This window comes from Streptomyces sp. NBC_00012, from assembly GCF_045040875.1.
Classification (GTDB): Bacteria; Actinomycetota; Actinomycetes; order Streptomycetales; family Streptomycetaceae; genus Streptomyces.
The window spans coordinates 6,390,061-6,411,141 of the sequence record NZ_CP108309.1; the positions used below are offsets into that span (position 1 = coordinate 6,390,061).

The 21,081-nt window shown below is 71.1% G+C and carries 23 protein-coding genes and 1 riboswitch; of the genes, 12 read left to right on the forward strand and 11 right to left on the reverse strand.

The features are described from left to right. Positions 1-28: 28 nt before the first annotated feature. A complete protein-coding gene (locus tag OHA19_RS29275; RefSeq protein ID WP_405711853.1) occupies positions 29-715 on the reverse strand; it encodes a hypothetical protein in 687 nt (228 codons plus the stop codon). Next, complete coding sequence (locus OHA19_RS29280) at positions 708-1,487, reverse strand: alpha/beta fold hydrolase (RefSeq protein WP_326765126.1); 780 nt, start codon at positions 1,485-1,487, stop codon at positions 708-710. The genes OHA19_RS29275 and OHA19_RS29280 overlap by 8 nt, the downstream gene beginning before the upstream one ends. Before the next feature lie 209 nt (positions 1,488-1,696). Between OHA19_RS29280 and OHA19_RS29285 the strand changes: the two genes are divergently transcribed. The 4 genes from OHA19_RS29285 (at position 1,697) to OHA19_RS29300 (ending at position 5,514) form a co-directional block, all read left to right on the forward strand. Then, entirely contained in the window at positions 1,697-2,425 is a 729-nt protein-coding gene (locus OHA19_RS29285) for a lysophospholipid acyltransferase family protein (protein ID WP_405721373.1), read from the forward strand. A gap of 51 nt (positions 2,426-2,476) precedes the next feature. Further along, on the forward strand, positions 2,477-3,700 hold the full coding sequence (gene macS, locus OHA19_RS29290; RefSeq protein ID WP_405711852.1) for a MacS family sensor histidine kinase: 1,224 nt from the start codon (positions 2,477-2,479) through the stop codon (positions 3,698-3,700). Next, complete coding sequence (locus OHA19_RS29295; RefSeq protein ID WP_405711851.1) at positions 3,697-4,389, forward strand: response regulator; 693 nt, start codon at positions 3,697-3,699, stop codon at positions 4,387-4,389. The genes macS and OHA19_RS29295 overlap by 4 nt, the downstream gene beginning before the upstream one ends. A 120-nt stretch (positions 4,390-4,509) precedes the next feature. Continuing rightward, a complete protein-coding gene (locus OHA19_RS29300) occupies positions 4,510-5,514 on the forward strand; it encodes a 2-hydroxyacid dehydrogenase (protein WP_405711850.1) in 1,005 nt (334 codons plus the stop codon). Between the two features lie 201 nt (positions 5,515-5,715). On the opposite strand, the gene OHA19_RS29305 is transcribed toward OHA19_RS29300, so the two are convergent. Together OHA19_RS29305 and OHA19_RS29310 are read right to left on the reverse strand one after the other, a co-directional pair. Beyond that, positions 5,716-7,650 carry an anthranilate synthase family protein gene (locus OHA19_RS29305; protein ID WP_405711848.1) on the reverse strand — a complete coding sequence of 645 codons (1,935 nt, stop codon included), beginning with the start codon at positions 7,648-7,650 and terminating at the stop codon, positions 5,716-5,718. Positions 7,651-7,743: 93 nt separating this feature from the next. Further along, positions 7,744-7,800, reverse strand: a complete 57-nt coding sequence (locus OHA19_RS29310; protein ID WP_107408160.1) for a trp operon leader peptide — start codon at positions 7,798-7,800, stop codon at positions 7,744-7,746. 103 nt (positions 7,801-7,903) lie between these two features. Here OHA19_RS29310 and OHA19_RS29315 point away from each other — a divergent pair, with 103 nt between their 5' ends. Further along, entirely contained in the window at positions 7,904-9,250 is a 1,347-nt protein-coding gene (locus tag OHA19_RS29315; protein ID WP_405721369.1) for a class II 3-deoxy-7-phosphoheptulonate synthase, read from the forward strand. A 170-nt stretch (positions 9,251-9,420) separates the two neighbouring features. Then, entirely contained in the window at positions 9,421-9,729 is a 309-nt protein-coding gene (locus OHA19_RS29320; protein ID WP_405721366.1) for a bacterioferritin-associated ferredoxin, read from the forward strand. Between the two features lie 62 nt (positions 9,730-9,791). Here the strand turns inward: OHA19_RS29320 and bfr are convergent, their stop codons facing one another. Further along, the gene (bfr, locus tag OHA19_RS29325; protein ID WP_405711847.1) at positions 9,792-10,271 is read right to left on the reverse strand and encodes a bacterioferritin; all 480 of its coding nucleotides are present in this window, start codon (positions 10,269-10,271) and stop codon (positions 9,792-9,794) included. A 153-nt stretch (positions 10,272-10,424) separates the two neighbouring features. Here bfr and OHA19_RS29330 point away from each other — a divergent pair, with 153 nt between their 5' ends. Beyond that, positions 10,425-11,057 (forward strand): sulfite oxidase-like oxidoreductase, encoded by a 633-nt coding sequence (locus tag OHA19_RS29330; RefSeq protein ID WP_329815408.1) that lies wholly within the window; start codon positions 10,425-10,427, stop codon positions 11,055-11,057. 40 nt (positions 11,058-11,097) lie between these two features. Here OHA19_RS29330 and OHA19_RS29335 read toward each other — a convergent pair whose 3' ends face one another. The 6 genes from OHA19_RS29335 to thiO all read right to left on the reverse strand — a co-directional run bounded on the left by OHA19_RS29335 (position 11,098) and on the right by thiO (position 16,939). Continuing rightward, positions 11,098-11,616, reverse strand: coding sequence for a DUF4396 domain-containing protein (locus tag OHA19_RS29335; RefSeq protein WP_405721364.1), 519 nt, complete (start codon positions 11,614-11,616; stop codon positions 11,098-11,100). Positions 11,617-11,834: 218 nt separating this feature from the next. Further along, positions 11,835-12,689, reverse strand: a complete 855-nt coding sequence (locus tag OHA19_RS29340) for a deoxyribonuclease IV (RefSeq protein ID WP_405752199.1) — start codon at positions 12,687-12,689, stop codon at positions 11,835-11,837. A 6-nt stretch (positions 12,690-12,695) separates the two neighbouring features. After that, positions 12,696-14,612, reverse strand: coding sequence for a Stk1 family PASTA domain-containing Ser/Thr kinase (gene pknB / locus OHA19_RS29345; RefSeq protein ID WP_405711843.1), 1,917 nt, complete (start codon positions 14,610-14,612; stop codon positions 12,696-12,698). 112 nt (positions 14,613-14,724) lie between these two features. Further along, positions 14,725-15,519, reverse strand: coding sequence for a thiazole synthase (locus tag OHA19_RS29350; protein WP_405752202.1), 795 nt, complete (start codon positions 15,517-15,519; stop codon positions 14,725-14,727). Between the two features lie 2 nt (positions 15,520-15,521). Beyond that, positions 15,522-15,758, reverse strand: a complete 237-nt coding sequence (gene thiS / locus OHA19_RS29355; protein ID WP_405711839.1) for a sulfur carrier protein ThiS — start codon at positions 15,756-15,758, stop codon at positions 15,522-15,524. Further along, positions 15,755-16,939: a glycine oxidase ThiO gene (gene thiO / locus OHA19_RS29360; RefSeq protein ID WP_405752204.1), complete on the reverse strand. Its 1,185-nt coding sequence runs from the start codon at positions 16,937-16,939 to the stop codon at positions 15,755-15,757. The genes thiS and thiO overlap by 4 nt, the downstream gene beginning before the upstream one ends. Next, positions 16,936-17,048, reverse strand: a riboswitch (TPP riboswitch). (Overlaps the previous gene by 4 nt.) A 51-nt stretch (positions 17,049-17,099) precedes the next feature. Between thiO and OHA19_RS29365 the strand changes: the two genes are divergently transcribed. The 5 genes from OHA19_RS29365 (at position 17,100) to metF (ending at position 21,047) form a co-directional block, all read left to right on the forward strand. Then, positions 17,100-17,444, forward strand: coding sequence for a hypothetical protein (locus OHA19_RS29365; protein WP_405711835.1), 345 nt, complete (start codon positions 17,100-17,102; stop codon positions 17,442-17,444). 28 nt (positions 17,445-17,472) lie between these two features. Further along, positions 17,473-18,729 carry an NAD(P)/FAD-dependent oxidoreductase gene (locus tag OHA19_RS29370; protein ID WP_405711833.1) on the forward strand — a complete coding sequence of 419 codons (1,257 nt, stop codon included), beginning with the start codon at positions 17,473-17,475 and terminating at the stop codon, positions 18,727-18,729. Between the two features lie 125 nt (positions 18,730-18,854). Then, entirely contained in the window at positions 18,855-19,220 is a 366-nt protein-coding gene (locus OHA19_RS29375) for an Rv2175c family DNA-binding protein (RefSeq protein ID WP_397798601.1), read from the forward strand. Between the two features lie 109 nt (positions 19,221-19,329). After that, positions 19,330-19,983 carry a thiamine phosphate synthase gene (gene thiE, locus OHA19_RS29380; protein WP_405711832.1) on the forward strand — a complete coding sequence of 218 codons (654 nt, stop codon included), beginning with the start codon at positions 19,330-19,332 and terminating at the stop codon, positions 19,981-19,983. 146 nt (positions 19,984-20,129) lie between these two features. After that, positions 20,130-21,047, forward strand: coding sequence for a methylenetetrahydrofolate reductase [NAD(P)H] (gene metF / locus OHA19_RS29385; RefSeq protein ID WP_405711830.1), 918 nt, complete (start codon positions 20,130-20,132; stop codon positions 21,045-21,047). Positions 21,048-21,081: the final 34 nt, after the last annotated feature.

Below are 21,081 nucleotides of genomic sequence, written 5' to 3' on the forward strand. Positions count from 1 at the left end.
GAACCGCCCGACCCGGAACCGTCCCGGCTCAGACCACTGCCCCGCGCCCGGGGTCGTCGCCGTCCTCGTCGTCATCGTTCATCCGCGCCACCAGCGTGACGAAACCGCCCAGGAAACCGCCGACGCAGACCGTCGTCAGCCACCAGGTCATGTCCCACCGCAGCAGCACCGCGACCAGCATCAGCACCGGACCGCCGACGACCGCGAGCCAGGCGAACTTCGCTGTGACATCGGCCTCCGGCAGCGGCGGCGGCTCCGGGGGGACGAAGTGCCCCTCGTCGCTGCCGTCGAGGTCGTCGTCCTTGGGCTCCTCGACCTCGTAGTCGCGCGGGCCCACCACCCCGGGGGCGAACACGACGGAGCTGCCGAGCGGCTTCTCCGGCGGCTTCACGGACTTCTTGCCGAGCCCCTTGTCCGGATCCAGCACGCCCGGCCGGTCGTCGTCGTCCTCCGGCAGCGCGAGATCCTCGATCGACCTGAACGGCCTGGCGCCCGGCGGGTCCGGCGGCTCCTCGCCGTACCCCGCGACGATCGCCTGCCACGCCGCGTCCTCGTCGACCGGCGGTTCGGACCGGCCGCCGTCGGCACCCGGTGCCGCCTGCTGGGCGGCGGCGTCCTGCGGGCCCGTGCCGTCGTCGGGCACGGCCGCTCCCTCCGCGGGAAGGGGCTCGCGCCCCTCCTCGCTGCCCGCGCGCTCCGCGTCGTGCTCAGCCACCTGACGTGCTCCCCTTCTTTCCGACGCTCGGGGCGAGGCGGCCGATGAACCGGTAGCTCTCGTCGAAGATCCGCTCCGCATCGTGATCCAACGTCGCCACGTGGTAGCTCTGTTCCAGCAGGATCTCCTCGACGTCCGTCGACGACACCCGGCTGAGGATGCGGGCCGAGTCGGCGGGCGGCACCACATGGTCCTGCGGGCTGTGCAGCAGCACGATCGGCTGGGTGACCTGCGGCAGCTCGGCGTCGACCAGGCGGAAGAACTTCCGCAGCGAATGCGCCGCGTGCAGCGGTACCCGGTCGTACCCCACCTCGTCGGAGCCCGCCAGGGCGATGTCGCTCGCCAGACCCTTCGTCGTCCGCACGAGATGGCGGGCGACCGGCAGCGCGTACGCCGACAGGCCGTGCACCTTGTTGGCCGGGTTGACCAGCACCAGACCGCTGATCGCGTCCCCGTGCTTCGCCGCCAGCCGCAGCGTCAGCGCACCGCCCATGGACAGCCCGAAGACGAAGACCTGGCTGCACCGCTCCAGCAGGGCGCGCAGCTCCCGGTCCACCTCCGCGTACCAGTCCTGCCAGCCGGTGAGCTGCATGTCCTCCCAGCGGGTGCCGTGCCCCGGCAGCAGGGGCAGCGAGACGGTGAGCCCGCGCTCAGCCAGATGGTCGGCCCAGGGGCGCAACGACTGCGGGGAACCGGTAAATCCGTGGCAGAGGAGGACGCCGACCTCTCCGCCCTCGTGGCGGAACGGCTCGGCTCCGGGAAGGACCGGCACCGGGGTCTCCTGTTCGTGAGGCTCGCGGGGGAGCGAAAGAGGGGAGTACAGAGGATTACTTCACCGTACGCGACCGGACTGACACCGACCAGGGTCGTCACCGGCTCCGGCCGCCGCAGCGGCTCCGTGCCGGGCGGGAGAGCGGGCGGCCCACGGGTTAAGGTCTCTCGGACAGCACACAGGAGGCACTCGAGTTGATCTACGGCGCAATGAAGTTCTCCATCGGCGGCTCGCTGAAGCTCGCCTTCAGGCCATGGGTGGAGGGCCTGGAGAACATTCCCGCGCAGGGACCGGCGATCCTCGCGAGCAACCACCTGTCGTTCTCCGACTCCTTCTTCCTGCCGGCCGTCCTGGACCGCAAGGTCACCTTCATCGCCAAGTCCGAGTACTTCACCGCGCCCGGCGTGAAGGGCAAGTTGACCGCCGCCTTCTTCAAGGGCGTCGGCCAGCTCCCGGTGGACCGCTCGGGCGCCCGCGGTGCCGGTGAGGCGGCGATCAAGGCGGGCATCGAGGTCATCGAGAGCGGCGGCCTCTTCGGCATCTACCCGGAGGGCACCCGCTCGCCCGACGGCCGTCTCTACCGGGGCAAGCCCGGCGGGCTGGCCAGGGTGGCGCTGGCCACCGGGGCGCCCGTCATCCCCGTCGCGATGATCGACACGGAGAAGATCCAGCCGCCCGGCCAGGTGATGCCCAAGCTGATGCGCCCGGGGATCAGGATCGGCAAGCCGCTCGACTTCAGCCGCTACCACGGCATGGACGGGGACCGCTTCATCCTGCGCTCGGTCACCGACGAGGTGATGTACGAGATCATGAGGCTCTCCGGCCAGGAGTACGTCGACATCTACGCGACGGCGGCCAAGCGGCAGATCGCGGACGAGGCGAAGCGCCGCGCCGAGGCGGAGAAGCACAAGGACACCGGGTCCGGAACGCAGGCGTGACGGAGCGGTACGGCGCGTGAACGCGCCCGTTCCGTCCAGGGGGTGGGGGAAGTGGCCAGGCGCGAGCGGGTCGTACGGATGTCGGTCGAGCAGCCGCTGTGGCGGGCGCTGACGGCGTACCGCGTTCTCACGATGGTGTACGCGGTACTGCTCGCCGTCTTCGGCCGGGAGAAGTACGACCGGCCGTGGGTGGCCGTCGCCTTCCTGGCGGTGATGGTGGTCTGGACGCTCGCCACCCTCCCGAAGGTCGCGGGCGCCACCGCCTGCACCAAACGCTTCCTCGGCGCCGATCTGACCATCGCGCTCACCGGCATACTCCTCACCCCGCTCGCCGACTTCGAGGCCCAGCAGGTCGACGGCCCGACGCTGCCGTCCATCTGGACCGCGGGCTCCGTACTGGCCTTCGCGATCAAGGGCGGCTGGCGCCTGGCGGCCTTCGCCTCCAGCTTCGTCGCCGTCGCCAACATCGTCGAGCGCGGCAATCCCAGCCGGGACACCTTCCACAACGTGCTGCTGGTCTGGGTCGCCTCCATCGCCATCGGGTACGTCGTCGAGGTCGCCAGGGCCAGTGAGCGCACCCTCGCCCGCGCCCTGGAGATCGAGGCCGCCACCCGCGAGCGGGAACGGCTGGCCCGGGACATCCACGACAGCGTGCTCCAGGTCCTCGCGATGGTGCAGCGCCGCGGCACCGCGCTCGGCGGGGAGGCGGCCGAACTGGGCCGGATGGCCGGGGAACAGGAGGTCGCCCTGCGCACCCTGGTCTCCAGCGGTCTGGTGCCCACCACCCGGGTCTCCGAGGACGCCGCCGAGGGTGCCGTGGTCCGCAGCGTCGAGGTCGACGACGAACCGTCCGGCCTGGCCGACTGCGATCTGCGTTCCCTGCTCGCCCCGCACGCCGGCTCCAGGGTCAGCTTCGCTGAGCCGGGAGCTCCGGTGCTGCTCGCCCCCGCGGCCGCGATGGAGCTGGCCGCCGCTGTCAGTGCCGCCCTGAACAATGTCAGGGTCCACGCGGGGGAGAATGCCCAGGCGTGGATCCTCGTCGAGGACTGGCCGGACGAGGTGATCGTGACGGTCCGGGACGACGGCCCCGGAATCCCGGAGGGGCGGCTCGCCCAGGCCGAGGGGGAGGGGCGGATGGGGGTGGCCCTGTCGATCCGGGGGAGGCTGCGCGACCTGGGCGGCACGGCCGAGTTGATCTCGGTGCCCGGCCAGGGCACCGAGGTCGAGTTGAAGGTTCCGAAGGTTTCACGGGGGAAGGCAGGATCAGCGAGATGAGCACGGAGAACACCCAGGCAGCCGGGGAGCGGGCCATCAGGGTGATGGTGGTCGACGACCACCCGATGTGGCGCGACGCCGTCGCCCGCGACCTTTCCGAGTCGGGCTTCGACGTGGTGGCGACGGCGGGTGACGGACCGCAGGCCGTCCGCAGGGCAAAGGCCGTCACCCCCGACGTCCTGGTGCTCGACCTCAATCTGCCCGGCATGCCCGGCGTCCAGGTCTGCAAGGAGCTCGTCGGCTCCCACCCCGGGCTGCGGGTGCTGGTGCTCTCCGCGAGCGGTGAGCACGCCGACGTACTGGAGGCGGTCAAGTCCGGCGCCACCGGCTATCTGCTCAAGTCGGCCAGTACGCAGGAGCTGACCGAGGCCGTGCGGTCCACCGCCGTCGGCGACCCCGTCTTCACACCGGGCCTGGCCGGACTGGTCCTCGGCGAGTACCGCAGGCTCGCCTCCGACCCCGCGCCCGTCGCCTCCGACGAGCCCAAGGCCCCGCAGCTCACCGAGCGCGAGACCGAGGTGCTGCGGCTGGTCGCCAAGGGCCTCTCGTACAAGCAGATCGCCGAGCGGCTGGTCATCTCGCACCGCACCGTGCAGAACCACGTGCAGAACACCCTGGGCAAGCTCCAGCTGCACAACCGGGTGGAGCTGGTGCGGTACGCGATCGAGCGCGGTCTCGACGACGTCTGAGCCGGCGGCCCCGGCCGGGCGGCGGGGCAGGGGCACGGGCCGTATATTCGCGATGACCGGCCCATGCCCCTGGTCTGCCGATCCCGGACCTGCCGATCCGCGCGATGAACGGGAGAAGTCGTGGAAATCCTGGCCTTCGGTGTGCAGTCCGACGAGAAACCGCTGATCGAGAAGGCATTCGCCGGACAGCACGAGGTCCGCTGCCTGGACGTCTTCCTGAACAAGGACACCGCCCCCATCGCGGCGGGCTACGAGATCATTTGCACCAGCGTCAACGCCGACCTGGGCGCCGGTGTCCTGCAGACCCTCGCGGCCGGGGGCACCCAGATGATCGCCCAGCGCTCCACCGGCTTCAACAACATCGACCTGGACGTCGCCGAACGCCTCGCCCTGCGGGTCGCGCGGGTCTCCTCCTACTCGCCGTACTCGGTCGCCGAATTCGCCTGGACCCTCGCGATGGCCGTCAATCGCCGGATCATCCGGGCCGCGAGCCGCACCCGCGACTTCGACTTCCGGCTCGACGGGCTCCTCGGCCGGGACATGCGCGGCCGCACCGCGGGCGTGATCGGCACCGGCAAGATCGGCGAGGCCTTCACCCGGATCGCCCACGGATTCGGCATGGAACTGCTCGGCTGGGACGTCGCGGAGAACCCCGCCTGCGTCGCCCTCGGCATGAAGTACGTGGAGAAGGAACAGCTGCTCGCCGAGTCCGACCTGATCAGCCTGCATGTCCCACTGCTGCCGGCGACCCACCACATCATCGGCGCGGACGCCCTGGCCCGGATGAAGGACGACGCGATCCTGATCAACTCCAGCCGCGGCGGACTCATCGACACCACGGCACTGGTCACCGAGTTGCGCGCGGGCCGCTTCCTGGGCGTCGGACTCGACGTGTACGAGGCGGAGGCCGGGCTCTTCTTCCTCGACAAGTCGCTGGAGGGCATCGACGACGACACCCTGGCCCGGCTCGTCACCTTCCCGAACGTCATCGTCACCTCGCACCAGGCGTACTACACCGAGGACGCGGTGGGCCAGATCATCGACGCCACCGTTCAGAACGTCGCCGACTACCTGGCCGGCCGCCGCAGCGACAACGTCCTCGTCCCGGCGCTCCCGGCGAGCTGAGACCCCGGCCGCCCCGGGGTCCCGTCCGCCCCTCCTTCAGACCGACCGGCAATCGGGGGGCGGCGTCGCGGGGTCGGGCACGCGCATCTGCCGCGTTGTCGTCAATCAACAACGCTCCGCGTTGCCTCAATCCTCCGCCTTGCAGCCGCACGCACCCAACCAACCCCGCTCCTTCTCCCACCCCCCGATTGCCGGTCGGTCTCAGCCGGCCACCGGCAGCCCCGCCAGCAGCTCCGCCACGATCGCCGCACCGCGCAGCGTCAGCACCGACTCCGGGTGGAACTGCACCGAGGCGAAGCCCGGCCCGCGCAGTGCGTGCAGCTCGCCGGTCGCCGCGTCCACGCTCGCCTCGACACCGTGCGCCGCGAGTTCGTCGGCCACCGGCCCCTCGCAGCGCGCGGTGAAGCTGTTGTAGAACCCGACCGTCTCCGGCCGCCCGAACAGCTCGATCCGGGTCTGCGCGCCCTGGTACGGCACGGCCTTGCGGACGATCTCCAGCCCCAGCTCCGCCGCGATCAGTTCATGGCCGAGGCAGACTCCCAGCAGGCCGTGCCGGTGATCACGGACCAGCTCGGCGGCGAGCCCGCGCATCAGCCGCATCTTCGGATCGGTGGTGTCGCCCGGATTCCCCGGCCCGGGCCCCAGCACGACCGGACCGGTGTGCGCCCGCACCAGCTCGCGCAGCCCCGGCTCGTCGTAGCGGTGCACCGACACGTCGAGACCCGAGGAGCGCAGCAGATGCGCCAGCATCGCGGTGAAGGTGTCCTCCCCGTCGATCACCAGCGCCCGGCCGGAGAGCTCGTGGGTACGCTCCTGCATCCGCAGCCAGAACGGCGCGAGACCGTCACGCCGGGCATCCAGCGCCGCCCGCACCCGCGGGTCGCCCGCCAGCCGCGGCCCGGCCGCCTCGTCCAGCGGCCGGCCGGGCCGCACCCCGAGCGCGGTGAGCACCCCGGCGGCCTTCGCATGGGTCTCGGCGACCTCACCGTCCGGATCGGAGTGACGCACGAGCGTCGCCCCGACCGGCACCCGCAGCTCGCCGCCGGCCGAGATGTCGGCGGTACGGATCAGGATCGGCGAGTCCAGGGTCTGCGTCCCGTCCGGCTCCTGCCGCAGCAGCGCCAGGGCCCCCGCGTAGTAGCCGCGCCCGCCGGGCTCGTACCGCTCGATGACCCGGCAGGCGTTCTGCACGGGGGAGCCGGTGACCGTGGCCGCGAACATGGTCTCCTTCAGCACCTCCCGCACGTCCAGCGAGGAACGCCCGCGCAACTCGTACTCCGTATGGGCGAGATGGGCCATCTCCTTGAGCCGCGGCCCGACCACCACCCCGCCCATGTCGCCGACGGTGCACATCATCTTGAGCTCCTCGTCGACCACCATGGAGAGCTCCTCGGTCTCCTTGCGGTCGGCGAGGAAGGCCAGCAGGCCCTTCGCGGTCGGGCCCTCGGCGGGGTAGCGGTACGTCCCGCTGATCGGGTTCATCACGACCGTCCCGCCGGACATCCGCACATGGACCTCGGGACTGGCGCCGACCAGCGTCCGCCCGCCCGTCGCCCGCCGCCCCGAGGAGGAGGGCCCTTCGGGCCCGCTGCCGCCCGTGTGCACGACGAAGGTCCAGTACGCGCCGCGCTCACCGGCCAGCAGCCGCCGGAAGAGGGCCAGCGCGTCGGCCCGCCCGAAGCCGGGGATCTCACCCCGGAAGGTCCGGCGGATGACGAAGTTCGCGCCCTCGCCCTGCCCGATCTCGTCCTCGATGACCCGCCGCACGATTCCGGCGTACTCCTCGTCCCCGACGTCGAAGGCTCCGCCCTCGACCCGCACCTCCCGGACCGGCAGCCGGTCCAGCACCTCGGCGAGCGGCAGTTCGTACGACTCCTCCGCGACCAGCACGGACAGCGGAGTCCCGTCGTCGCGCACGTCGAAGCCGCGCTCGGCGATCTGCCGGAACGGCACAAGGGCGAGCGAGGGCAGCTCACCGACAGGGAGATCGGCGAGCCGGTCCGCTTCCCGCACCCGGCCGATCAGTACCTCGACGGTGTCCTGGTCGCGGCCGGGGGTGCGCCTGCGCAGCAGCGCGAACGGCGGGCAGTCGTCACTCAGGAGCCGGTCGATGACGACATCGGTGCGGTGAGGCATGGGGTTTGTTCCTTCCGGACGGAGGAACGGCTCCCGAAAACGCGGAAAGGCCGCCCCTCGGGCGGCCTTCGCGTGGTCTGTTGCGCGCGATTGTCAGTGGGCCGCCGGATGAGCGGTCCACCACCAGTTCTGGTTTGTCTGCGCGAACATGTTCCGAACCCTAGCGGACGCCGGTCTCGTCCGAGCGCGTGTCTCAACTATTGAGCTTATGGATGGACCCACCGCCGAACCCCGTAATGTTGGGGCTGTGACCGTGAACGCCAATACCTCCGTCGCCGGTGGCAACACCTGGCGAGACCTTCCCGCGGCGCAGCAGCCCGAGTACCCCGATGCCGAGGCTCTGCGCGATGTACTCGCGGACCTCGCGTCGTATCCGCCCCTCGTGTTCGCGGGTGAGTGCGACCAGCTGCGCGCCCGCATGGGAGCCGTCGCCAAGGGCGAGGCGTTCCTGCTGCAGGGCGGCGACTGCGCCGAGGCCTTCGACGCCGTGTCGGCCGACCACATCCGGGCCAAGCTGAAGACGCTGCTCCAGATGAGTGCCGTCCTGACGTACGCGGCCTCCGTGCCCGTCGTCAAGGTGGGCCGGATCGCCGGGCAGTACTCCAAGCCGCGCTCCAAGCCGACCGAGACCCGCGACGGCGTCACCCTGCCGACCTACCGCGGCGACTCCGTCAACGGCTTCGCCTTCACCGAGAAGGAGCGCGTCCCGGACCCCGAGCGGCTGAAGCAGATGTACCACGCATCCGCTTCCACGCTGAACCTGGTCCGCGCCTTCACCACCGGTGGTTATGCCGACCTGCGCCAGGTGCACGCCTGGAACCAGGACTTCGTGAAGTCGTCCCCGTCCGGCCAGCGCTACGAGGCGCTCGCCCGCGAGATCGACAACGCGCTGAACTTCATGAAGGCGTGCGGCACGGACCCGGCCGAGTTCAAGGCGGTCGAGTTCTACGCCTCGCACGAGGGCCTGCTGCTGGACTACGAGTCGGCGCTGACCCGCACCGACTCGCGCACCGGCGAGCTGTACGACACCTCCGGCCACATGGTCTGGATCGGTGAGCGCACCCGCCAGATGGACGGTGCGCACATCGAGTTCGCCGCGCGGATCCGTAACCCCATCGGCATCAAGCTCGGCCCGACCACCACGGTCGACGAGGCGCTCGGCTACATCGACCGCCTCGACCCCGAGCGCGAGCCCGGCCGGCTGACCTTCATCGTCCGCATGGGCGCCGACAAGGTCCGGGACAAGCTTCCGGCCCTGGTCGAGAAGGTCACCGCCTCCGGCGCCACCGTGGCGTGGGTGACCGACCCGATGCACGGCAACACCTTCGAGGCCGCCTCCGGCCACAAGACCCGTCGCTTCGACGACGTCCTGGACGAGGTCAAGGGCTTCTTCGAGGTGCACAAGGGCCTCGGCACGCACCCGGGCGGCATCCACGTCGAGCTCACCGGTGACGATGTCACCGAGTGCGTCGGTGGCGGACACGAGATCCTCGTGGACGATCTGCACCAGCGCTACGAGACGGCCTGTGACCCGCGGCTCAACCGCAGCCAGTCCCTCGACCTGGCGTTCCTGGTCGCCGAGATGTACCGGGACCAGTAGGCATAACCGCAGGCAGCGGACGTACGACTGTGGGGCACGGATCGATGTGATCCGTGCCCCACAGGGCGTCCGGAGGCTTTCAACGTCTCTGGGCGCCGGGTAAGGTTAGGTTAGCCTCACCGATAAACGGGGTGGCAGTGAACGACCGATCCCGCCAGGAGGTGAACCGCGTGTACGTCTGCTCGTGCTTCGGCATCACGGAGAAGCAGGTCAAGGAACATGCGGACGCCGGGGCCTGCACGCCCAGGCAGATAGCCTCCGCCTGCAAGGCGGGCACGGACTGCGGCGGTTGTGTGCGGGCGATCCAGGCGATGCTCGGTCGCGGTGCCTGCCCGCGCCGCGAACTGCTCGGCCGGAAGCGGATGCCCGGCACCGCCGACGGATCCGCCATGGACGCCGGATCCGGAGCCGGCCCGGGCATCGCCCCCGGCAGTGAACCGGGTATCGCACCGGGCATTCCGTTTCCCGACGCGGCCTGACCCGACCGGACCCGGTCGGACCCGGTCGGACCCGGTCGGCCCGACCCGGTCCGGCGCGGTTCTCAGCTGTCCGGCTGCTCGATCAGCTGGGCGATGTAGAGCGGCTCACCGAGCTTCTCGACCAGTTCCAGCTGGGTGTCGAGGTAGTCGATGTGGTGCTCCTCGTCCGCCAGGATCGACTCGAAGATGTTCGCGGACGTGATGTCTCCCTTGCCGCGCATCAGCTCGATACCGCGCTTGAGGCGGTCGATCGCCTCCACCTCGACCTGGCGGTCCGCCTGGAACATCTCGGTGACGGTCTGGCCCACCCGTACATGGAACAGCCGCTGGTAGTTGGGCAGTCCGTCGAGGAAGAGGATGCGGTCCGTGAGGGTCTCGGCGTGCTTCATCTCGTCGAACGACTCGGAGCGGGTGTACTTCGCGAGTTTCGTCCAGCCGAAGTTGTCCTGCATCTTCGCGTGCAGGAAGTACTGATTGATGGCAGTCAATTCTGCGGTCAGCTGCTCGTTCAGGAACTCGAGGACCTCGGGGTCGCCCTGCATCGCAGAGGCTCCTTCCAACCGGTGAACTGGCAAGTTGGCCGCATCTTCGCATCGCACCCGATGGCCGTCCAGTAAGTACAGGCTTACTGTGAGTTGTCCGAATCGCCCCCGCCCTGGTCAGGACCACCCCTGCCTGTCTGTCACCATGGAGACATGGGTCAGCCGGAAAGCCGGGAACACCGCGCGTCAGAGCAGTCCGAGCTTCCGCCGGGCCAGCGACTCCAGCGCGGTTGGCCGGTTACCCACTATGGGCCCGTACCCAAGTTCAAGCCGGACCGCTGGGAGTTCCGGGTCTTCGGGGCCACCGCGGACGGCGAGAAGCACTGCTGGAACCACCAGGAATTCTCGGTACTGCCGTTCGCCTCGGTCGTCGCCGACCTGCACTGCGTCACCAAATTCAGCATGATCGGCGCCGAATGGGGCGGGGTCCTCGCCCGCACGGTCCTGGAACTCGCGCCGCCCGCACCGAACGTCACCCACGTGATGGTCTGGGCCGAGTACGGATTCAGCTCGAACCTGAGGCTCTCCGACTTCGCCTCGGACCGAACACTTTTCGCCACCCACAAGGGCGGGGAACTGCTCACCGCCGAGCACGGTTTCCCGCTCCGCCTCGTCGTGCCGCATCTCTACGCCTGGAAGGGGCCCAAGTGGGTCCGCGGCGTCGAGTACATGACGGCCGACCGCCGCGGCTTCTGGGAGGAGCGCGGCTACCACAACATCGGCGACCCGTGGAGCGAGCAGCGGTACTCCTACCAGGAAGAGCCCGGGGACGGCCCCGAGCTCTGACTGGCGGCTCCCTGGCCGGTCCGGCCCGTTCACCCGTGCCTCAGTGGTGGTACTGGTGCACCACCGCGTGTCCCTTGCCCCGGCCGATCATCCACTTGTTGACCGGTGTGGTGGCGACGAAGGCGACGGCGAGCGAGATCGCGAGCGCGCCCCAGAACAGGGTGTCGGCGAGCGTGGCGTCCATGGCGCCCGGCCACAGCGCGATCACCCCGTTGTCGATCAGCTCCATCACCGCGATGGACAGGGTGTCGGCGGCGAAGGCGACCCGCAGGGCGGTACCGAAGTCGACGCCCGCCTTCAGGATGGAGCGCAGGGTCAGCGTGTAGCCCAAGAGGAAGGCCAGGACGATCGCGAGCACCATCGTCGCCACGTTGCCCCAGCCGAGCGCCGTGCCGATCACCATGCCGAGGATCTCGCCGATGGCGCAGCCGGTGAGGCAGTGCAGTGTGGCCCGTGCGGCCATGGCCCAGCCGACCTTGCCGGGCTGATGGCCGGCGTGCGCGGCGTGCCCGGAGCGGGTGTCGCCGCCGGTGTGGGCGGAGTGGTCCGCGTGGCTCATGCGGTCGGAGTGGTCCACATGGTCCGCGTGGTCCGTGTGGCTCGCGTCGTCCACACGGCTCGTCCGGTCTGCGTGCTGGTCGTGCTGGCTGCGCCGGCCGTCGTGGCTGTGCCGGCCGTGGTGTGTGTCGTGCTGCATGGCGATCCCCCAAAGCCGAGTAGCGGTTCCTGCCGACAGCAGGAACCGTATACCCCCGCGGGGTATTCCCCGATGGGGAATCAGCTGTCGCGCAGCCCCTTCAGCCGTGCCACATCCGCCGTGTGGCCTTCCTTGCCGCCCGGCGTCTCGATGATCAGCGGTACGCCCTCGGTCGCCGGATGCGAGAAGAGCTCACGGAACGGTTCCTCGCCGATGTGCCCGGCACCGATGTTCTCGTGCCGGTCCTTGTGGGCTCCCGCCACGTCCTTGGAGTCATTGGCGTGGATCAGTTTCAGCCGGCCCTCGCCGACCGTCGCGACCAGCAGGTCCAGGGTCTGCCGCATGCCCTCCGGGCCGGTCAGGTCGTGGCCCGCCGCGTAGATGTGGCAGGTGTCGAGGCAGATGCCGAGCTTGGGGTGGGCGTCGAGCGCGTCGAAGTACGGTCCGAAGTCCCAGGTCCGCGAGCAGAGCGAGAACCCCTGCCCGGCGGTCGACTCCAGCAGCAGATACGGGTCGTCGTCGTGCGTCAGCTCGTCCAGGAGCGGCCGCATACGGGTGCGTACCTGCGCGAGGGCCTGCTCGCGCGGCCGGCCGCCGGTCGCCGATCCGGTGTGCACCACGACGCCCAGGGCGCCGATCTCGCGGGCCCGGCGCAGCGAGTGGCGCAGCGACTCCACGGACTTCTCCACGGTCGCCTCGGTGTGCGACCCGAAGTTGATCAGATACGGGGCGTGGACGTACGCCGGGATGGAAGCGGCGGCGCACTCGGCGCGGAACCGCTCGTCCTGGGCCGGGTTGCCGACGGGCGTCGCCCAGCCGCGCGGGTTGGCGACGAAGACCTGGACGGCCTCCGCCCCCATCTCGCGGGCGTAGGGGAGGCCGACCTTGGCGAGGCCGCCGGCCACCGGAATGTGGCCGCCGACTGGGTTGCGCATATGGATCTAGAGTCCCTTGGTCTTGATGGTGATGGTGCTGCCCTCGGGGGCCTGATCGCCGCCGTCGACGGACTGGCTCGCGATGGTGTCGCTGAAGGACAGGAACGGGCGGTCGACCTTGACCTCGAAGCCCGCGTCCTTGAGCTCGCTCGTGGCCTCGTCGACGTCCTTGCCGGTGACGTCGGGGACGTCGATCATCCGCGGTCCGTCGGAGACCGTGAGCTCGATGGTGTCGCCCTCGGCGGCCTCGGAGCCCGCGCCCGGCGATTGCCGGGTGATGTCGCCCGCGTCCTCGGGGGAATTGACCCGGTCGGGCAGCACCCTGGCCTTCAGCCCCTCGTCCGCCAGCGCGGCGGTGGCGTCCTCGACGGACAGCCCGCTCACGTCGGGGACGGATACCGGAGCGCCCTTGCTGACGTGGAGGGCGACCGCCGAGTCCGGGTGGCGCTCGGTGCCCGCCGCCGGGTCCGTACGGATCACGTCGCCCCGGACCGTCTCCTCGCTGAATTCCTTGGTGACCATGCCCGGAACCAGGCCGGCCTTCTTCAGCTCACGCCTGGCGTCGGCGATCGAGAGGTCCCGGAGGTCGGGCACCTTCACGGTCTCGGGGCCGCGCGAGACGACGAGCTTCACCGCGTCGTTGCCCCTGACGCGGTCGCCGGACCCCGGGTCGCTGCTGATGACCTTGCCGCGCTCCACGGTGTCGCTGTAGGCCCGGTCGACGCCCTTGAGCTCCAGACCGGCCTTCGAGAGCCGCTGCCGGGCGTCCTTCTCGGTCTGGCCGAGCAGTGAGGGGACCCGGGTGAACTGCCCGGAGTTGATGTACCAGACACCGGTGCCGATCCCCAGCGCCAGCAGCACGGCGACGACCACGGCGATGACCGAGCGCCGCGGTCCGCGGCGGCGCCGGTCCTCCGGCGTGGCCCGCGGCGGCACCGGCGGGGGCATCTCCAGCCGGCTGGTGTGGTGCGAGACGCCCTGGCCGGCCGGGAGCAGCCGCGGGATCACGCTGGTGCGGTCCTCGGCGGCGTCGTGCACCTCGGCGGTGGCCTGCGGCGGTACGGCGTCCAGCTGGGCGTCGGTGAGGCCGGAGCGGGCCGCACGGGTCTCGGCGAGCAGCGCCACCGCGTCGAACGGGCGGACCTCGGGGTTGCGGGCGGTGGCGCTCGCCACCAGGTCGTCGAGCTCGGCCGGCAGCTCCGGGACGGCGGCCGACGGCGGCGGGACGGCCTCGTTGAGGTGCTGGTAGAGGACCTGGGCGGGGGTGTCGCCGCCGTGCGGCTTGGAGCCGGTCAGCATCTCGTACAGGACGACACCGCAGGCGTACACATCGGTGCGGGTGTCCGCCGTGCCGTTCTCTATCTGCTCGGGGGCGAGATAGGAGACCGTGCCCAGGACGGACCCGGTGGTGTTGGTGACGGTGCCCACCGCGCGTACGAGTCCGAAGTCGGCGACCTTGACCCGGCCGTCGTCCCCTATCAGGACGTTCTCCGGCTTCATGTCGCGGTGCACGAAGCCCGCCCGGTGCGCGGCGCCGAGCGCGGCGAGCACCGGCTCCAGGATGTCCAGGGCGGCCCTCGGCTGAAGGGCACCGCGATCGCGCAGTACGTCGCGCAGGGTGCAGCCCGCGACGTACTCCATCGCGAGGTAGACGTACTGCCCCTGGGCGCCCTGGTCGAAGACCGCGACCACATTGGGGTGCGCGAGCCGGGCCACCGACTTGGCCTCGCGGATGAAGCGCTCGACGAACGAGGCGTCGGTCGCCAGCGCCGGGTGCATCACCTTGAGGGCGAGCACCCGGTCGAGCCGGGTGTCCACGGCCCGGTAGACCGTGGCCATGCCGCCCACGGCGATGCGGGCATCGACGCGGTAACGGCCGTCGAGCAGCTGCCCGACGAGAGGGTCCTGGAGGGTCGTATCCACGCAGGCGAGTCTACGAGCCGCCACGGACACGACCCACGGGCCGGGGCTGTCCCGGGGCAGTACTGAAGCCGAGCCGTGACAGGGGCACGCGTTCCACCGCCGTATCGGCGGCTCAGAAGGCCGGCCGCTCCGGGTCCAGCACCGCTCGCCCCTCCACCGGCGACGACGCCTCGGCGAAGTGGCGGCGCGGAATCCGGCCGGCCCGGTACGCCAGCCGCCCGCCCTCCACCGCATGGCGCATCGCCGCGGCCATCAGTTCGGGCTCCTGGGCCCGGGTCACCGCGGACGCCAGCATCACCGCCGCGCACCCCAGCTCCATCGCCAGTGCCGCGTCGGAGGCCGTCCCGGCACCCGCGTCGAGGATCACCGGAACCCGGGCCTGCTCGACGATCAGCCGGAAGTTGTGCGGATTGCGGATGCCGAGCCCGGAGCCGATGGGGGAGCCGAGCGGCATCACCGCCGCGCACCCCACGTCCTGGAGCCTGCGGGCCAGCACCGGGTCGTCATTGGTGTACGGCAGCACGGTGAAGCCGTCGTCCACCAGGATCTCCGCGGCGTCCAGCAGCTCGACCGGATCCGGCAGCAGGGTCCGCTCGTCGGCCACCACCTCCAGCTTGATCCAGTCGGTGCCGAGCGCCTCGCGGGCCAGCCGGGCGGTCAGCACGGCCTCGCCCGCGGTGAAGCAGCCGGCCGTGTTCGGCAGCACGCGGATGGAGAGCCGCTCCAGGACGGAGAGCACCGAGCCCTGCACGGTCGGGTCGAGGCGGCGCATCGCGACGGTGGTCAGCTCGGTGCCGGAGGCGGTCAGGGAGCGTTCCAGCACGTCGAGGCCGGCCGCCCCGCCCGTCCCCATGATCAGCCGGGAGCCGAACGTGGTGTCGCCGAGGGCGAAGAGGTCGTCCGGCATGATCAGCCTCCCTGGACCGCGGTCAGGACCTCGACGCGGTCACCGTCGAGGAGCGCGGTGGCGGACCACCGGCCGCGCGGTACGACGGTCTCGTTGACGGCGGCCGCGACACCGGAGTGCGCGGTGGTGAGCGTGGCGACGAGCGCCGCCAGGGTGGTGCCCCCGGCGAGGCTGCGGACCTCGCCGTTCACGGAGACGGAGAGGGCGGTGGCCCCGGAGAACGGTGCGGGCTCGGTCATGCGGGCTGCTCCTGACGTACGGGGGCGGCGGTGGAGGAGAAACGGTGCGGGGTGAAGGGGCGGGCCTGCTCGGGCGGCTCGCCGCCGGTGAGGAGCTCCGCCATGACGTCACCGGTGATGGGGGTGAGCAGCACCCCGTTGCGGTGGTGGCCGGTGGCGAGGTGGAGGCCGGGCAGGGCGGTGGGGCCGAGCAGCGGGGCGTTGTCGGGGGAGGCGGGGCGAAGACCGGCCAGGGTCTCGGTGAGCGGCAGTTCGGTGATGCCGGGGACCAGTTCGTGGGCGTCCCGCAGCAGCTCGTAGACGCCACCCGCGGTGACGGTGGTGTCCCAGCCCATTTCCTCGCTGGTGGCGCCGACGACCAGTTCGCCGTTCTCGCGCGGTACGAGATAGAGATGGCCGCCCCGGACCACGGCCCGGACCGTCCGGCTCAGGAACGGCGCGTACCGGGCGGGCACGGTCAGCCGTACCACCTGGCCCTTCACCGGCCGGACCGGCGGCACCACCTCGTCCGGCAGCCCGGGCAGCCGTCCGCTGAGGCTGCCCGCGGCGAGCACGACCTGGTCGGCCGTCAGCTCCGTACCCCCGGCGAGCACCGCCCCGACGGCCCGGTCGCCCACCACGCTCAGGCGCTCCACCCGGCCGCGGTGGAAGACCACCCCGGCCCGCTCGCAGGCGGTCAGCAGGGCGGCGGCCAGTCGGCGGGGATCGATCTGGTGGTCGCCGTCGACCCGGAGGCCGCCCCGGACGCCCGGCGCGAGCATCGGCTCCAGGCGGCGGCACTCACGGCCGGTGAGCCACTCCGACTCGAGGCCCGAACGCTGCTGGAGGGCGTGCAGCTCCCGCAGATGGGCGCGGTCGTCGGAGTCCAGCGCGACGGCCAGGGTGCCGCAGGCACGGAAACCGGTCTCCTGCCCGCTCGCCGCCTCCAGCTCGGCCACGAAGGCCGGATAGCGGGCCGCCGAGGCGACGTTGAGGGCCAGCAGCAGCTGTTCGCCGTAGTGGAGTTCGGTGACGGCGGCCAGCATGCCGGCCGCCACCCGCGCGGCACCGCCACCCGGTTCGGGGTCGGCGACCGCCGTGCGCAGTCCGCGCTGCGCGGCCCGCCAGGCCGTCACCAGGCCGATGATCCCGCCCCCGATGACCAGGACATCGGATCCGTTTCCGTTCCGAGAAGAACGCATAGGCTCCAGCCCCTCCCTTCGCCGGCATGACCCGGATCAGGTTCGTACGGTCGGAGGCCGCCCAGCCTCCCTCTCAGCCCGGTGCGTCCGGGCTCCCGCGAGTGTTTTACGTTGGCCACCCTAGACCCCGTCCCACCGGACCAGTGAAGGAGCGGTCGCCGTGGCCCGTTCGCTCGACGGAATCGTCCTCGCCCCGGTCGCCGACCAGGCGCCCGGCCAGGTCGGCACCCGTACCCGCTTCACGTACCACGAGGAGGACGGCCGGATCTGGGCCGAGTACGCGGGCGGCGACGTGGTGCGCGGCCATCTCGTCGGTACCAGGGACGGCGACACCCTCGACTTCCGGTACGTCCAGCTGAAGCAGGACGGGACGACCTCGTGCGGCCACTGCGTCTCCACCGTCGTCGACCTCCCGGACGGCCGGGTCCGGCTGGACGAGCGGTGGGCGTGGGAGTCGCAGGAGGGCAGCGGGACGAGCACGGTCGAGGAACTCGCCCTTTCCTGACGATCAGTCAGGTGCTTATGGTGTACGGGTGAGCGATCAGCAGCAGTCAGAGCAGCCGGACCGGCGGGCAGGACACCGCGTGGTCGTCGTCGGTGCGGGCATGGCCGGGGTGCAGACCGCGGTGGCCCTGCGGGAACTGGGCTTCACCGGCCCCGTCACCCTGATCGGCGCCGAACCGCACCAGCCCTACGACCGGCCCCCGCTGTCCAAGGCGGTGCTGCTCGGCAAGGCCGAGGACTCCGCCTTCGACATCGATTTCGAGGCGCTGGACATCGATCTGCAACTGGGTCGTGAGGTCACCGGAGTGCGGCCGGGCGCGCACGAACTGGACACCCCGTCAGGGCCCGTTCCCTACGACAGCCTGGTGATCGCGACCGGCGCCGAACCGGTCGTCCTGCCCGGCACCGAGGGCGTTCCCGGCGTCCATCTGCTGCGCACCCTCGACGACGCGGCACGGTTGCGGCCGGTCCTCGACCAGCAGCACGGCGTCGTGGTCGTCGGTGCGGGCTGGATCGGCGCCGAGTTCGCCACCGCGGCCCGCGCCGCCGGCTGCGCCGTCACCGTCGTCGAGGCCGCCGACCGGCCCCTGGCGGGCGCGATGCCCGCGGAGGTCGCCGCCCCGATGGCCGCCTGGTACGCGGAGATCGGCGCCGAACTCCTCACCGGGGCCCGGGTCGAGAGCGTGGAGCCGGGCCGGGTGATCCTCGCGGACGGCCGTACCGTCCCGGCCGGAGCGGTGGTCGTCGGAATCGGCGCCCGGCCCGCCACCGGCTGGCTGACCGGCTCCGGCATCGCGCTCGGCCCCGACGGATCGGTGACCGCCGACGCGGCGCTGCGCACCTCGGCGCCCGATGTGTACGCGGTCGGCGACTGCGCCTCGTTCCCCTCCGCCCGCTACGGCGAACGCCTGCTCGTCCACCACTGGGACAACGCGCTCCAGGGCCCGCGCACCGCCGCCGCCAACATCGTCCAGGCGGCGGCCGGCGAGGCCCCGGAGCCGGTGACGTACGACCCGGTGCCGTACTTCTGGTCAGAGCAGTTCGACCGGTTCGTGCAGTACGCGGGCCACCACGGGAGCGCCGACACCCTGCTGTGGCGCGGCGATCCGGCCGGACCCGCCTGGTCGGTGTGCTGGCTGCGCGACGACGTCCTGGTCGCGGTGCTCGCCGTCGGCCGGCCACGTGATCTGGCGCAGGGCCGCAAGCTCATCGAGGCGGGGGCGCGGCTCGATCCGGTACGGGCCGCCGACCCCTCCGTACCGCTGAAGTCGGCGATCCGTCAGTAGCCGACGGTGGCCCGCGGCAGGCCACCGTCGCCCGGGTCACCGCCGCCTCGCAGACGTGCTCCGCGAGGCCCTGAAGAGCCGAGTCCGGGTATCGACTGTCGGTGCGGGATGGCAGGCTTGTCCCCGTGACCGAGATTGACGCAAAGACCGATGCTCTCGTCCCCGCCTGGCTGCACCTGCCCGACATCGCCGAAATGCTCGATGTCGAGGTGACGCGCGTGCGGCAGCTGGTCAAGGAGGGCCAGCTGATCGCCGTACGGCGTGGTGAGAACCGGACGCTCCAGGTGCCTGCCGCCTTCATCGACGGCGACAAGGTGGTCAAGGGCCTCTCCGGCACCCTGACGCTCCTGAGGGACGACGGCTACAACGACGAAGAGATGCTCGAGTGGCTCTTCACCCCCGACCCGACCCTGCCGGGCACCCCCGCCCAGGCACTGAGCGAGAATCGCGGCACGGAGGTGAAGCGCCGCGCCCAGGCGCTCGCCGTCTGACGGCCGGCCGTATGTGAGGGGGGCGGGCCGCGCGACACCGCGCGGCCCGCGCCCCTCACCGCCCGGGCGACAGCCCGCTCCACCACGCTCTCCCAGGGGGAACCGCACCATGTCCACGCCTCGCGCGCTGCTGTCCGACGCCCGGCTCTATCTGTGCACGGACGCCCGCAGGCGCCAGGGCGACCTCCCCGCGTTCCTCGACGCCGTCCTCGGCGCGGGAGTGGACATCGTCCAGCTCCGCGACAAGGGCATGGAGGCGGCCGAGGAGCTCGATCACCTGGCCGTCCTCGCCGAGGCGTGCAGGCGCCACGGCAAGCTCCTCGCGGTGAACGACCGGGCCGACGTCGCCCATGCCATCGGCACCGATGTGCTGCACCTCGGCCAGGGGGACCTGCCGGTGCCCGCCGCCCGCGCCGTCCTCGGCGAGGACGTGGTGATCGGCCGCTCCACACACGCCCGGTCCGAGGTCGACGCGGCCGTCGCCGAGCCCGGCGTGGACTACTTCTGCACCGGTCCGTGCTGGCCCACCCCCACCAAGCCCGGACGCCACGCCCCCGGTTTGGACCTGGTGCGGTACGCCGCCTCGCTCGACCAGCCGCGCCCCTGGTTCGTCATCGGCGGGATCGACGCCGGCAATCTCGACGAGGTGCTGGACGCCGGGGCCCGCCGGGTCGTCGTCGTCCGGGCGATCACCGAGGCCGCCGACCCGGCCGCCGCCACCGCCGACCTGGCCAGGAGGATCAGGGCGCGCGTCGCGGCGTGATCCGGACGACGGGCCGGAAGCGGTGTCCGGCCGGTGCGGAGGCGATATCCGGCCGACTGTCCGAAGTGTGGACAGACAACCAGTCAATTCGGGCAATTCCCGCTGGTCCGGTCCATCGGGCGTCGCGCTCTGGTTAACCTGCCGGTATGGCCCTTGGCACACCATCCACCAGGACAGATCACGCACACACGGTGCGTGAGCTTCTCGCGACCGGCAAGACCTCGTACTCGTTCGAGTTCTGGGCACCCAAGACCGAGAAGGGCGAGCGGAACCTCTGGAACGCGCTGCGCCGGGTCGAGGCGGTGCGGCCGAGTTTCGTCTCCGTGACCTACGGGGCCGGTGGGTCCACCCGGGCCGGGACGGTGAAGGCCACCGAGCAGATCGCGGCCGATTCCACGCTCACCCCGGTCGCCCACCTCACGGCGGTCAACCACTCCGTCGCCGAACTGCGCAACATGGTCGGGCAGTACGCGGACGCCGGGATCAGGAACATCCTCGCCGTGCGCGGAGACCCGCCGGGCGACCCGATGGGCGAATGGGTGGAGCACCCGCAGGGTGTGCGGTACGCGGCCGATCTCGTCCGGCTCATCAAGGAATCCGGCGATTTCTGTGTCGGCGTCGCGGCATTTCCCGAGATGCACCCGCGATCGACCGACTGGGACACCGACATCCGGCATTTCGTGGAAAAGTGCCGTGCCGGTGCCGACTATGCGATCACCCAGATGTTCTTCAATCCGGAGGACTATTTGCGTATGCGTGACCGGGTGGTCGCTGCGGGTTGCGAAACCCCGATCATTCCCGAGGTCATGCCGCTCACCAGCGTCAAACAGCTGGACAGATTCGCCCAGCTCAGCAACGCGTCTTTCCCCTCGTCCCTGAAAGAACGCATCCTCGCCGCCAAGGACGATCCCGCCGCTGTACGCTCCATTGGCATCGACTTCGCAACGCAGTTCTGCGCGAGGCTGCGATCCGAGGGTGTGCCCGGACTGCACTTCATCACGCTCAACAACTCGACGGCGACGCTCGAAATCTACGAAAATCTCGGACTGCACAAGCAGTCGTGACCGGCCGTACCCGCCGCGACCCGGGGGGTGGCCG